The organism is Parageobacillus sp. VR-IP (assembly GCF_013357975.1).
In the GTDB taxonomy this organism is placed as follows: Bacteria; Bacillota; Bacilli; order Bacillales; family Anoxybacillaceae; genus Saccharococcus; species Saccharococcus caldoxylosilyticus.
On record NZ_JABVYQ010000002.1, the window covers coordinates 293,868 to 307,544 of the forward strand.

The window sequence follows — 13,677 nt, forward strand, 5'->3', positions numbered from 1 at the left end:
AAAAGCGGGGCGTCCTTTGCCGCACATCATTACCCTTTCACCGAACCGGCCAATAAACCACGAACAAAATATTTACCTAAAAAAATGTAGACAAGCAAGGTTGGTAAAGCAGCAAGCAACGCTCCCGCCATTTGCACGTTCCATTGGACAATTTGGCTGCCCGATAAGTTTTGCAAAGCGACCATAATCGGCTGCTGTGCAGAAGTGGTAATCGTGACGGCGAATAAAAATTCATTCCATATATTCGTAAACTGCCAAATCGCTACGACGACAAACCCGGTAATCGAGAGCGGAAGCATAATATAGCGGAAAATCCGTAAAAACCCGGCCCCGTCGATTTTCGCCGATTCAATCATTTCATCCGGAATCGCCGCGTAAAAATTGCGGAACATCAACGTCGTAATCGGAATCCCGTACACGACATGCACAAAAATGAGCCCCGGAATCGTATTATACAGGCCTATTTCGCGCAAAAACTGAATCAGCGGAATCAAAATGCTTTGGTATGGGATGAACATGCCGAACAAAATAAGCGTAAACAGCGTGTCCGCTCCTTTGAATTTCCATTTCGACAATACGTAGCCGTTTAATGCACCTAATATCGCCGATATGAGCGTCGCCGGAACCACCAAATAAACGGAGTTCCAAAAGTTCGGCGCCAATTTCGCAAACGCGGTTTGATAGCTGCTCCAGTCGAAGGCGGACGGAAGCTTCCACATATCGGCGAGCGTCACTTCATCAAGCGGCTTGACGCTTGTCACCAGCATCACATAGACCGGCATTAAGAAAAATAGGCTCATGACTAGGCAAATGAGATATAAAACAGCTCGTGACCATGCCCGTTGTTTCATCATGATTCACCCTTTCGGCTGGAAATCAAATATGGAACGATAAAAATGGCGACAGAAAGTAGCATGATCATCGCGATTGCCGCTCCGTTGGCATAATAGTTGCCGCGGAATGTCGTTTCAAACATATATACCCCCGGCACGTCCGTAACAAAGTTTGCCCCAGGGCCCGTCATCGCGTAAATCAGGTCGAAAATTTTCAGCGAAATATGGGCCATAATAATGATGACGCTGACGGTAACCGGCCGCAGCAATGGAATAATAATTTTGCGGTAAATTTGCAGCTCCGTCGCGCCGTCCATCCGCGCCGCCTCGCGCACTTCTTCCGGAATCGCCCTTAATCCGGCCAAATACATCGCAACGGCAAACCCCGTCATTTGCCATACGGCGGCAATCACCACCGCAAGTATCGCCACCGGCACGCCAAATTCAATTTTTCCTAAATGAAATCCTCCTAAAATCGTTGTATCCGTGTACCACTTCGAATCGAGGCCGATCTTTTTTAAAAATAGGTTGACACCGGTTGACGGGTTCAGCAGCCATTGCCATACGACCCCGGTCACTACAAAAGAGAGCGCCATCGGGAAAAAGAAAATATTGCGGAAAATCGATTCCCCGCGCAGTTTTTGATCCAGCAAAATCGCCAACAATTGGCCAAGCACAATCACCACGCCGATAAACAGGATCGTAAATACCAGCGTATTGCGCAAATCGGCCTGGAAGCGGAAATCATGAAACAAATAAATATAGTTTTTCAACCCGGCAAACGATAAATCGGGTACAAGTGAATTCCAGTTGCTGAGGGAAACGTATCCCGTCCAGCCGATAAAGCCATAGACGAAAATGAAAATAAGTACAACCGACGGCGTGAGAAACGCAGCCGCAAGCCAATGGTCCACGGTCCATTTCCGTTTTTTCCGCGGTGTCGGTACGACCGTCACGCTTCGTTCCGATACTGTCTTTACCGTTTCCACATTTGATTCCTCCCGTCGTAACACGAAAAGGGGAAGAGAATGGTTCCCGTCCCCTTTTCGTGTTTATTTCTTCAATTCTGACGAAGCTGATACAAGTGTATCGATAAACGTTTTCGTATCTTTCTGCGTCACGAAAATATTGACCGCTTGGTTTACTTTTGTCACAAATCCTTCCGGAGCCGCCGATCCGTGCGCTAAGCTTGGCGCCAGCTCCGCCGTTTTGAAATCTTGAATTGTTTGTTTTCCATATTCGTCATATTTAGATAGATCCGCATCAATGCGAGCCGGAATCGAGCCTTTAAGAGGGTTGAACGTATCTTGTCCCTCCACGGAACCAAGCACCGCTAAAAATTTCTTCACATCGTCCGGATTTTTCACGCCTTTTGGCAAGCCAAACGTATCGGTAATGACCATGAATTTGCCTTCTGTGTTTGGCGTCGGCACATATCCGAAATCTTCATTCACTTTTAATTTCAAATCATTGACAAAATAGCCTTTGACCCAATCTCCCATAATGTTCATCGCCGCTTCGCCCTTGCCGACCAATTGAGCGGCATCTTGCCAGTTGCGGGAGCTGTGGTCTTCGTTGACGTAATTTAACATTTTCTTAAACGTGTTGACCGCTTCTTTCACTTTCGGATCGTCAAACGACAATTCTCCTGTCCAAAGCTTTTTGTAATCTTCCGTACCGAGTGTGCCCAATAAAACGGTTTCAAAAATATGCGTTGCCGTCCACGGCTCCTTATCCCCCAACGCAAGCGGCGTAATGCCTTTTGCTTTCAGCTTTTCGGCAACTTGGAAAAACTCATCAAACGTTTTTGGCGGCTCGAGGCCGTTTTCCGCAAAGATTTTTTTGTTATACCAAAGCACATTGCCGCGGTGAATGTTGACAGGAACGGAATAAATTTTTCCATCTTTGCTGACCATGTCGATCAATGATTTCGGAAACTTATCCATCCAGCCTTCTTTTTCATACAAATCATTGAGCGGTTCCATTTTGCCAGCGGCGACCCATCCTTCATTGAGCTCCGCACCGCCGTGCACTTGGAATGTCGCAGGAGGGTCATTTCCTTGCATGCGGCTCGCTAGTACCGCTTTCGCGTTCGTTCCCGCTCCTCCGGCTACCGCCGCGTTTTCCACTGGAATATCTGGATATTTTTCTTGGAACAGCTTGAGCAGCGCTTTCAATCCATCTTCTTCGCCGGCGCCCGTCCACCAGCTGAATATTTCTAGCTTCTCATGTCCTTTGCTGGCGCTTTGGTCCTCTTTCTGGCCATTATTCGATGCGGAATCGGAATTACAGCCAGATAACGTGAAACCAAACACTAACGCTAAAGACAACCATAATCCTTTTTTCTTCACGCTCTCCTCCCCCTCATTTCATCATGAAAACCCCTTCAATATGAATGTAACATGTTTTTGCGCCGTTTCCGCGAATAAATCCCTATACTTTTTTGCGATCTTCTTCACTTTTTTGTCCATCGACAAAAAAGCTCCTGGCCACGATCATGGGGCCAGGAGCTTTTTCCGATATTCGCTCGGGGACAGGCCGGTATGCTTTTTAAAAACGCGGCTAAAATAATTCGGGTCATTATAGCCGACGAGAAAACAAATTTCTTTGAGGCTTTTATTCGGATTGGCCATTTCCTTTTTCGCGCGGGCGATGCGCACATCGGTCACATAGTCAATAAACGTCTTGCCGAAGCGGTCTTTAAATAGTTTGCTAAAGTAGTATGGACTGATACCAACATATTCCGCCACTTCTTCCAGTGTCAGCAGATGATGGTAATGTTCATCAATATAATCTTTCGCCTTGCCAAGCTTTCCGTTTGCCTGCTGGTGGCGCCATGCCTGGATATGGCGGGTCATGTGCTGCAGCTGCTCCGCAGCGGTCTTTTTCAATTCTTCAAGGGAACGGCATGAATGAAAAGTGGTGGTCCGCTCATACGCTATGCCGAAATCGGCCAACATGCGGCTAAGCAAAACAAACGTTTCCTCCAGCTTCTGCTGCACGGCCGCAAACGGATGATGGGCGGCGGCCTCCTCGATATACGAGAGGCATTGCGAAAGCGCCTGCTCCAAATCGCCTTGGCGCACGGCATCCAACAATCGTTTTTCTCTTTCCGTTTGATCGATGGTTGCCGCTGCGAATACCGCTTTTTTCGGCAGGAACCCGCTCTTTGCCTTTTTTTGCGTGGCATAATATTGCACCGCGGCAAGTGCTTCGTAATAAGACTGTCGCAATTCTTCCAGATGTGATGCCGGGGAGCCAAGGCCAATATAAAGCGTTTGTCCATATTGCTGTTCGAACTTCTGAATCAGTTCGAGGGCAAGGGACTGGATCGTCGCCTTCCATGGAAATGCTTTATCCGCGGCATCATGAAAAAACAACACCGGCATTTGTCCGTCCATCATTTTGCCAATGACATAACGCACCGCCGCCTTTTCGCCAAGCGTCTGCTCGATCCAGTACTTCCAATCCTCCTTTTTTCCGCCGCTTGGAAATTGAATCACCATAAACATTCCCGAGTCGATCGAAAACGGAAGCAGCGCCTCCCACTGTTTCCATTCTTCTGAAGACACTTCCTCTAGCATGAGCACAGATAGCCACTCTTTTTCGACCAGCTTTTGCAATTGGTGCACCCGCTTTTGCAATTCCCGATTTTCTTCCTCTTTCCGCCGCTCTTCCATTAATTCGTCATACACCCGCCGCAGCGCCCCGATCACTTCTTCTTTCCGGCTTGGTTTTAATAAATATTCTTTTACCCCATGCCGCATCGCTTGCTTCGCATAATCAAACGTATCAAACGCGGAAACGATAATAAACTTGATATCCGGATGGTTTCGGCGAATCCATTCGATCGCCTTAAGCCCGTCGATTCCGGGCATTTTAATATCCATCAACATCACATCCGGCTTATATTGATCAGCAATCTCCACTGCTTCTCTTCCGTTGACCGCTTCCGCGATCACTTCCATCGCTGGGAGATGGTCGCGAATCATTTTTCGCAATGCTTTCCGCTCCAGCGCTTCATCGTCGACAATGGCGATCCTCATGCGTCCTTCCCCCCTTTTGTCATTGGCAAAAGCAAGCGGATCGTTGTTCCTTTGCCAACCGCTGATTCAATTTCGATGACATCTTGTATCCCGTAAAACAGCTGCAGCCGGCGAATGACGTTCCGCATCCCGATGCCAGTCGAGTGGCCGTGCGTTTTTCCATGAGAAATGGAATCCGTTTCTTCCCCTTTGATAAAGGCGGTTAGCTTTTCTTTCACTTCTTCGCTCATTCCCACTCCGTTGTCTCTTATTTCAATGACTACAAGCTCCTTCCTTTTTTCCACTTTTAACGAAAGCACCGCTCCTTTTTCATACGATTCAATTCCATGAATAAACGCATTTTCAATGAGCGGCTGCAACGTCAGTGGCGGAATCGGCAGCGATAAACATGACTCCTCTACATCCATGGAAAATTTAATGCGGTCAAAAAAACGCGTCTGTTGAATAAAAAAGTACTCGTGCGCTATGTGCACCTCGTCGGCCAACGTGACCGTGCGCTGCAAATCTCCCAAGTTATAGCGCAAAATGGCGGCAATCGCTTCGATCAGCCTTGATGTTTGGTTCGCTTCTTCTAAATACGCCATTTTAGAGACAACGTTTAACGTGTTAAATAAAAAGTGCGGATTAATTTGGCTTTGCAAACTTTTTAACTCCAACTCTTTGACAAGCCGATCCAGCTCTGATTTTTGCTTCATTTCCTCGATCAGCCGCTTCAGGTTGCGGCGCATATCGTTAAACGTATCAGTCAGCAGCTTCAATTCATCATTGGTGGCGCTGATGACATCGGGGCCATCCAGCTTCCCGCTGGCGATTTCCCGAGCGGCCCGGGAAAGGCGCGCAATCGGCTTTGTCAGCCCTCCGGAAAACCATACGGCTAAAAGGACGCCAAGCAAAAACGTCGTCACAAACAGCCCCATTCCCATATAGCGAAAATAACGATTCCGCGCTTCCACTTCATTATAAAAATGTTGATAGGTCGTTAACTCCTCGTCAATGAGGGAAAGGGTCGTCTCTTGAATAAAAGAAGCGATCTTCATGGTTTCATGAAGATGGGAAGAATATAAGCCAATATTGCCTGCTTGAAAGTGGTAAACCGTCAGCGCTCCTTCCTCTAGCAAACTTTCAATCATATGTTGGTAGTTTTCCACCAAAAGACGATTATTCCGGTTGGAAAGCGCTTCGCCTACTTGTCTGCGGTGCTGCTGCAGCCACCGGTATTGGCGCTCATACTCCCGAAAATAGCGCTCATCTTTTTCTGTCACATAAGCGTTCAACTGTTCTACCAGCCGGTTTGTCCGCTGCGAAATTTCATTAAACAAAAGCAGCCGGCGCATGCTGTAGTCATAGTCGGTCACAATATCTTCGCTGCTTTGGTAGAAAAAGAAGACCGTGGCGTTTAGCAGCACAATGAAAATGCTAAAATAGAGCAATACTTTCGTACGGATTTTAATCATGTTTCACCTCGTAGTTGCGGGAAGGGCGCAGCGGCAAATCTTGCTTGCGGATCACTTTCGTTTCCGTATTCGTTACCGATGGAACATCGTTTCCTTTCCTAATATCGACCATCGTTTTCACCGCGCGATACCCCATTTCGTACGGCTCCTGCACCACCGTGGCATGAATCGTTCCTTTTTGCAAATAGTGAATCGTCTCTGGCAGCGTATCAAATCCGATAATATACGTTCCCTTTTCACGGTGAAACTGCTCGACGACCTTGGCGATGCCAATCGCATCAAGCGCGCTTGTCCCATAAAACGCATTCACTTCCGGATGCTTTTTTAAAATGTTGTATGCTTTTTCCGCTGCCTGCACGCGCGTAATATGCGACTCTTCAATGGCGACGATGCGAATTCCCTTTTCTTGCTTCACCGCATCTTTAAACCCTTGCACGCGCAGCTGTTGGTGGGAAGCGGTCAAACTGCCGGTAATGATCGCCACATTTGCCTTTCCGTGCATATCTTCGGCTAATGCCCGTCCGGCGATAAAACCGGCATAATAGTTATCGGTCCCTATATACGCCGTGCGTTTGCTTGTTGGGGCATCGGTGTCAATCGTCACCACCGGAATATTTTTTTCCACTATATGATTGATGACCGGGGTAAACTCTTTTTCCGTTAATCCTTGTGTCATAATTCCATCTACTTTGGAAGCAGCCGCTTTTTCAAGAATATGAATATGTTCATCAATGTTGGCCTGCCGCGGTCCGACATATTCAAGGTTTACCCCCAATTCCTTTGCGGCCGCTTTTGCCCCTTTTTCTACGAGTCGCCAATAATCGTTATCCAGCTCCTCGGGAACGAGGACAAAATGATACTCGTTATTTTCCGTTTTCACTGTCGCCCCTTCACCGGGCTGATGATAGGCATACACCTTCCACGCGCAATAGATCGTAAAGGAAGCGCTTGCAACAAGCGCCACGATGCTGCCGGCATAAATGCCCCACTTCCACCATGTACGACGCATAGACAACCTCCTGTGCGAATCCAAACCATTTTCCTCTAATCATCATTGTACCTAAATTTTTCAACACTGGGATAATAAAAAATGACCCCAAAGGTTGAATGGATGACCTTTGGAGTCAGCGTTTTACGGAAATGGCCGGATATTTGCCTCGGCCCACGCTCCTTATCTGATCCACAAAAATTTCTTATTCAGCTTCCCCCTCCCCTGCGCTGCCAGGAGAAAGCCTGTCCGGAAGAAATGTTCTGATGAGCACGAAAGCTAAGATATAAATGGTGAATCAAACCAATTAGCAATGTTAGCCATGCGGCCATTGCAATATATACCATAAAACGGGGAATCACTAATAAAAAAGGGATATTTAACGCTTTAGCCAATTGATATGTGCTAGTCGTATACATCGCAAGCGGGAAGGCCATCCCCCAAAATTGCGGGTCATATTTCAATGGGTAATGATGGTAAAGATGGCGCCATACCATAAGAATAAACAACAACGGAATCCACCATGTACCCGTAATCCAAAAAAATAACGTGAATCCTTTTAAAAATGGCATCACTTCACCAAGAAAAGGCCAATTTTGCGAATGTAGCATTAACGTTGATCCCGCCAGCGTAGTAATGGCGACCGCCCCCATATTGATCCAATATGGCGGGGTCAGCGCAGCAATTTTAAGCTCGGCAAAAGTAAACCGATAAAAAATCAAGGTAATAATGTTCAAGTATAACATACAGCCTAGCAAGTACATGCATAAAGCGAAAAATAAGAGGATTTCCCGTCCGTTTTCCACATGGGAGGAAAGCAATGTGCCAAGGACAGAAATGGATTGCGTGGCCACAGCGGCAATGAGCCAAGCACCATTAATCCCTTCTGCCAAAGTAGGCTTATCCTTTCGCACCGTAACTGCCGTAAAAAATGTATACATAACGACAATCCAAAGAATAATTCCTAAAAACCATAAATAAAGCGCTAATGAATAATGATGGGCTACGGTAATCAGCTGGCTGCCAAGCACACAAGTCCCGGCAACCAAAGTAAAAAACCCAGGGCCAAGCGTATGGCTGGTCAAATCCGCTATGATCCGCGGCGTAAATCGAATCAGACGGAACAAAGTAAGACACCATAAAGTGATGTAAGCAACTGTGTTAAAATACAGTAACAACCTAGAAATGAGGTGCATACCAAGCAAAAATGTGGCAATCGATAGCGCTCCTGTAGCCATGACAAGGGCAAAATAACCTGGAAATAGATTGACCGACATTTGTTTAATATAACGAATCATTGTTCCACTCCTAAATACAGTCTACATTCATTTTAAAACGTTTTTTTACACATTGTTCCAATACTTATCATGGACCTCTCCTTCCTTTTTTATTTTACATGTTTTCCTTCTGAAATTCTGTATCATTTATCATTTTTGAAAAAAAAAAAAAAGCGATTCATCCCCCACTTCCGTTTGGCAAAAGTGAGGGCTTCTCGCTCCAATATGATATGAATGATTGGATTGGCTGGACGAGCCCACAGTTGCTCGGCATGCTATAATGAATAAAAATAATCCGCTTAAAGCAAACAAACCGAGGTGTCAATATGTTTACGCCCGAACAAATCGCCCGTTTTTCTGAACTGGACTATATCATCTACAACTATGTCACGAAACACGCCAATGAAGTAGTATATATGCGCATTCGCGAGCTCGCGGATGCGGTGCATGTTTCGCCGCCAACAATTCTGCGCTTTTGCAAAAAGGTAGGCTGCGACGGCTTTTCCGAGTTTAAAACGAAACTGAAACTATATTTGCAGCAAAACGAGCGGTTCTTTATCACCAACGCCCAAGATACGCTCGCCGAATTTTTTGAGCGGACCTTAAAAACCGATTACCAGCAGACGATCCGCGAAGCGGCCGCCGCGATCGCCCGCGCCGACAACGTCATTTTCGTCGGTTCCGGCAGCTCCGGCATTTTGGCGGAATACGGCTCCCGCTATTTTTCTGCGATGGAAAAGTTTTCCGTTTACATTAAAGATCCGTTTTTCCCAATTTACGGCCATTATTTCAACAACTGCGTAGCCATCGCTTTATCCGTATCGGGCGAAACGTCCTATACGCTATCACAGGTCCACCGCTTAAAAGAGAAAGGGAGTACCATCATCAGCATCACCAACCGCAAACATTGTTCTCTGGCGAAAATGTCGGATTACAACTTGACGTATTACGTCAATACCGAATTTGTCGAACAAACGAATGTCACGACGCAAATCCCGGTCATTTACTTGCTGGAAAGCCTGGCAAAAGAGATGTACCGGATGCTGAACGGGCCGCTTGCATAACTGGCAAACGCTCAAAGCTCTTTGCCGTTCGAAGCAATCACTTGTTTATACCAGTAAAAGCTTTTCTTTTTAATGCGGCGCAAATCTTTTTCCGATTCGTCATCACGGTTGACATACACAAACCCGTACCGCTTTTGATAGCCGTTCAGCCAGCTGAGAAGATCGGTAAACGACCATGTGCAATAGCCAATGACATCGACGCCGTCGGTGATCGCGCGCTGGATTTCTTGAATATGGTGGCGAAGATAGTCAATGCGGTAATCATCGTTGACGATATCGCCATCTTCCAACTTGTCAAATTCGCCGAGACCGTTTTCGGTAATGAAAACAGGCAGCCCATAGCGGTTGGCGATGCGGCGCAATCCGATGTGAAGGCCGACCGGGTCAATTGTCCAATCCCAGTTCGTCGTTTCTAAATACGGATTGCGAATCGTTTTAAACAGTCCCGGAACGCCGCTTTCCGTCGAAGTTCCTTTTTTGCCGGTCGTGTTCATGATTCCCTCGCCGACACCGTTTAGCGGATTATACTCGATCGTTTTCGTTTGATAATAATTGACGCCCATAAAATCCGGTTTCCCCGCTTTCAATAATTCCATATCGCCGGGTTGTATCGTCGGGGCCAACCCTTGTTGCTCAAGATAGTTCCAGGCGGCTTGCGGATACGTGCCCCAGGCGTATACGTCCATCCACCAATGGTTTTGAAATTCTTCGGCATTTTCAAACGCCAGCACATTTTCCGGCCGGCAATCATATGGATACATCGGCGAATAAGCGAAGCTCGGGCCGATTTTGCCGTCCGGCACATAGTGGCGGAACGCTTGAATCACTTTGGCGTTCGCCAAATTGGCAATATGGTTCGCCTCATACATGCGTTTAACGTCTTTGACTCCTGGTGGATGCAGCCCTAACCGATAGCCGAACGTAATGAAAATATTTTGTTCGTTGAGCGTCACCCAATATTTGACGCGATCGCCAAACCGCTGAAACAGCGTTACCGCATAATCATGAAAATCATCGATGATCTGCCGCGACTCCCATGCGCCATATTCGTCCATCAGCGCCTGCGGAACATCCCAATGATAAAGCGTAATCACTGGCTCAATGTTATGTGTTAACAATTCATTGATCAGATTATCGTAAAACTGCAGCCCTTTTTCGTTCACTTCCCCTTTTCCGCTTGGGAATACGCGGCTCCACGCGATAGAGAAGCGGTACGCTTTTAGCCCCGTTTCCGCCATTAATGCCACGTCTTCTTTATAGCGGTGATAATGATCGACCGCGACATCGCCGTTCGTTCCTTTAAACGTTCTGCCTGGCTGTTTGGCAAAGACATCCCAAACCGACGGTCCTTTTCCGTCTTCATTCCATGCACCTTCGACTTGATATGCAGCCGAGGCGGAGCCCCATAAAAAGCCGTCGGGGAATGGGCGCAATTGTTTATGTTCCATCTCTTTTTCCTCCTTTTCTTCATTATTTTTTCATTATTTCCCTGCTTACTAAATAAACGGGTTTCCCCACAAAAAGTAAATATGTTGTCAAAATTCCGTAATTCGCACAAAACGAAAAAAATTTGTTTCATACGCGTAACAATATGTTACTCTGATAGATTCAAAAAAATTCCCCACTGAATAGGAATCAGTGGGGAAGCATCATTATAGGAAGATTTTTCCCGGATTCATAATACCGTTCGGGTCAAACAGCTGCTTAATCCCTTTCATAAACGAAACCGAATCGCGATGTTCTTCGTATAGAAACCGCCGCTTGCCGATGCCGATGCCGTGCTCGCCCGTACACGTGCCGCCATGCGATAAGGCGTAGCGGACGATGCGGGCATTTACTTCTTCGATCCGTTTCATTTCTTCCGCATCGTTCGGGTCAAACGCTAAGACGGTATGATAATTGCCATCGCCGACATGGCCGAAAATCGCGGCCGTCATGCCGTATTCATCGACGAGCTTGCGCGTTTCGGCAATCGCCGCCGGCAGTTTGGAAATCGGCACACATACGTCGGTGGATAACATTGCTTTCCCTGGGTAGGCCGCTTGAATGGCAAACGCTGCATGGTGGCGCGCCTCCCATAGTTTGGCCCTGGCGACGGAATCCTCTTCGACCTCAAACGCTACCGCGTTTTCCGACTCGCACAATTCTTTGACCATTGCAGTGCCGTCTTGGATGCTGGCGGCGCTGCCGCTTAATTCGATAAATAATGTCGGCTTCACTGGGTAATCCGTCTTTTTATATCGGTTGACGGCGTCGATCGTTTGCTCGTCGACTAGCTCTATTTTCCCTGGCGAAACCCCCGCCTTTAAAATCGATGCTGCCGCCTGCGCTGCTTCCGCCAGCGTCGGGAAACTGGCTTTTATCGCGTTCGTCGCTTCCGGGATGCCTTGCAGACGGACAATGATGCGCGTAAACGCTCCTAACGTTCCTTCCGAGCCGACAAACAGACCTGTTAAATCATAGCCCGCTGACGATTTCACCGCCATTCCGCCGGTATGGATGGTCGTTCCGTCAGCTAATACGACTTCCAGGCCAAGCACTTGGTCGCGCATGACTCCGTATTTGACGCTGTTCGTACCGCTCGCGTTCGTCGCTGCCATTCCGCCGATCGTCGCATCGGCGCCCGGGTCGACCGGGAAAAACAAGCCGTATTGCTTCAGCGCCTGATTCAGCTGCATCCGTGTGACTCCCGGCTCGACAATGGCAAGAAAGTCATCCGGGCGAATCTCGATAATTTCGTTCATCATAGTAAAATCAAGGGTAATGCCGCCTTCAACCGGAATCACATGCCCTTCAAGGCTGCTTCCGGCGCCAAACGGCGTCACCGGAATGCGCCGCTCATTGGCGTAGGACAATACCGCGCTTACTTCCGCCGCCGTTTTCGGAAACACGACGACATCCGGCTTTCGCGGTGCATGATAGGCGATGCCTTTGCTGTGCTGCTCAAGAATTGTCTCGTTTATCGTCACCCGTTCGCGGTCGCCAATCCGTTCCAGCAAATCTTCATACAGTCCCATTGCGATCCTCCTCTTTTCATTAGTAGCGCATGAGCGTTTGTACTCCTTCGACGATGCGGGCGGCGTTTGGCAGCCAATCATCTTCGACCGATGGCACCGGATATGGTGTATCATAGCCAGTGACGCGCACGATCGGCGCCGACAGCGAGAACAAGGCGCGCTCGCTGATGAGTGCGGCAATTTCCGCGCCGAATCCGTTCGTTTTCACCGCTTCATGGACAATCATCACCCTGCCTGTCTTTTCGACCGATTGCATAATCGTATCGATATCAAGCGGCTGCAGGCAGCGCAGATCGATCACTTCCGCATCCACGCCTTGCGCTTTCATGTCTGCGGCGAGTTTCGCGACAAGCGGAACGGTCGCCCCCCATGAAATGATCGTCACATCTTCCCCTTCTTTGACGATGCGCGCTTTGCCGAGCGGAATTTCATACGGCTCCTCCGGCACTTCCATGCGGAAGGCGCGGTACAATTTCATCGGCTCTAAAAACAAAACCGGATCTTCATCACGAATCGCAGCAATCAGCAACCCTTTCGCGTCATACGCGTTCGATGGCATGACGACTTTCAGCCCCGGCGAATGCGTAAACAGCGCCTCCAGCGCGTCGGAATGCAATTCGGGCGTGCGCACCCCGCCGCCATATGGACTGCGCACGACGATCGGGCACGTAAACCGCCCCGCTGAACGGAAGCGAATGCGGGCCGCCTGAGCTGCCAGCTGATCCATCGCCTGATAGACAAAACCGAGGAACTGAATTTCCGCGATTGGGCGGAAGCCGTTGACCGCGAGCCCAATCGATGTGCCGATGATGCCCGATTCGGCAAGCGGCGTATCAAACACACGCTGATCGCCAAACTGTTCCAGCAAGCCATCGGTGGCGCGAAACACGCCGCCGTTGGTGCCGACGTCTTCACCTAAGACGATCACGCGCTCATCCCGCTCCATTTCTTGGCGCATCGCCTCATTAATCGCTTGAATCATTGTGATTTCCGCCATC

At 48.2% G+C, this 13,677-nt stretch carries 11 protein-coding genes; 1 reads left to right on the forward strand and 10 read right to left on the reverse strand.

The annotated features are described in order from the left end of the window. Nucleotides 1–29: 29 nt before the first annotated feature. The 7 genes from HT574_RS06940 to HT574_RS06970 form a co-directional block, all read right to left on the reverse strand. Nucleotides 30–851 carry a carbohydrate ABC transporter permease gene (locus HT574_RS06940; protein ID WP_081160515.1) on the reverse strand — a complete coding sequence of 274 codons (822 nt, stop codon included), beginning with the start codon at nucleotides 849–851 and terminating at the stop codon, nucleotides 30–32. Then, complete coding sequence (locus HT574_RS06945; RefSeq protein ID WP_375154092.1) at nucleotides 851–1,789, reverse strand: carbohydrate ABC transporter permease; 939 nt, start codon at nucleotides 1,787–1,789, stop codon at nucleotides 851–853. Before HT574_RS06945 ends, HT574_RS06940 begins: the two co-directional genes overlap by 1 nt. A 96-nt stretch (nucleotides 1,790–1,885) precedes the next feature. Continuing rightward, nucleotides 1,886–3,184 (reverse strand): ABC transporter substrate-binding protein, encoded by a 1,299-nt coding sequence (locus HT574_RS06950; protein ID WP_175244004.1) that lies wholly within the window; start codon nucleotides 3,182–3,184, stop codon nucleotides 1,886–1,888. 144 nt (nucleotides 3,185–3,328) lie between these two features. Next, complete coding sequence (locus HT574_RS06955; protein ID WP_175244005.1) at nucleotides 3,329–4,879, reverse strand: response regulator transcription factor; 1,551 nt, start codon at nucleotides 4,877–4,879, stop codon at nucleotides 3,329–3,331. Next, nucleotides 4,876–6,333, reverse strand: coding sequence for a sensor histidine kinase (locus HT574_RS06960; protein ID WP_175244006.1), 1,458 nt, complete (start codon nucleotides 6,331–6,333; stop codon nucleotides 4,876–4,878). The genes HT574_RS06955 and HT574_RS06960 overlap by 4 nt, the downstream gene beginning before the upstream one ends. Further along, complete coding sequence (locus tag HT574_RS06965; RefSeq protein ID WP_175244007.1) at nucleotides 6,326–7,342, reverse strand: sugar-binding protein; 1,017 nt, start codon at nucleotides 7,340–7,342, stop codon at nucleotides 6,326–6,328. Before HT574_RS06965 ends, HT574_RS06960 begins: the two co-directional genes overlap by 8 nt. A gap of 188 nt (nucleotides 7,343–7,530) precedes the next feature. Beyond that, nucleotides 7,531–8,619 carry a tellurite resistance/C4-dicarboxylate transporter family protein gene (locus tag HT574_RS06970; RefSeq protein ID WP_175244008.1) on the reverse strand — a complete coding sequence of 363 codons (1,089 nt, stop codon included), beginning with the start codon at nucleotides 8,617–8,619 and terminating at the stop codon, nucleotides 7,531–7,533. A 305-nt stretch (nucleotides 8,620–8,924) separates the two neighbouring features. On the opposite strand from HT574_RS06970, the gene HT574_RS06975 reads away from it, so the two are divergent. Continuing rightward, complete coding sequence (locus HT574_RS06975) at nucleotides 8,925–9,662, forward strand: MurR/RpiR family transcriptional regulator (protein WP_175244009.1); 738 nt, start codon at nucleotides 8,925–8,927, stop codon at nucleotides 9,660–9,662. 11 nt (nucleotides 9,663–9,673) lie between these two features. On the opposite strand, the gene HT574_RS06980 is transcribed toward HT574_RS06975, so the two are convergent. The 3 genes from HT574_RS06980 to HT574_RS06990 form a co-directional block, all read right to left on the reverse strand. After that, nucleotides 9,674–11,110: a glycoside hydrolase family 1 protein gene (locus HT574_RS06980; RefSeq protein WP_175244010.1), complete on the reverse strand. Its 1,437-nt coding sequence runs from the start codon at nucleotides 11,108–11,110 to the stop codon at nucleotides 9,674–9,676. A gap of 204 nt (nucleotides 11,111–11,314) precedes the next feature. After that, nucleotides 11,315–12,679, reverse strand: coding sequence for an FAD-binding oxidoreductase (locus HT574_RS06985; RefSeq protein WP_175244011.1), 1,365 nt, complete (start codon nucleotides 12,677–12,679; stop codon nucleotides 11,315–11,317). Nucleotides 12,680–12,698: 19 nt separating this feature from the next. Then, a complete protein-coding gene (locus tag HT574_RS06990) occupies nucleotides 12,699–13,676 on the reverse strand; it encodes an alpha-ketoacid dehydrogenase subunit beta (RefSeq protein ID WP_017436804.1) in 978 nt (325 codons plus the stop codon). Nucleotide 13,677: the final 1 nt, after the last annotated feature.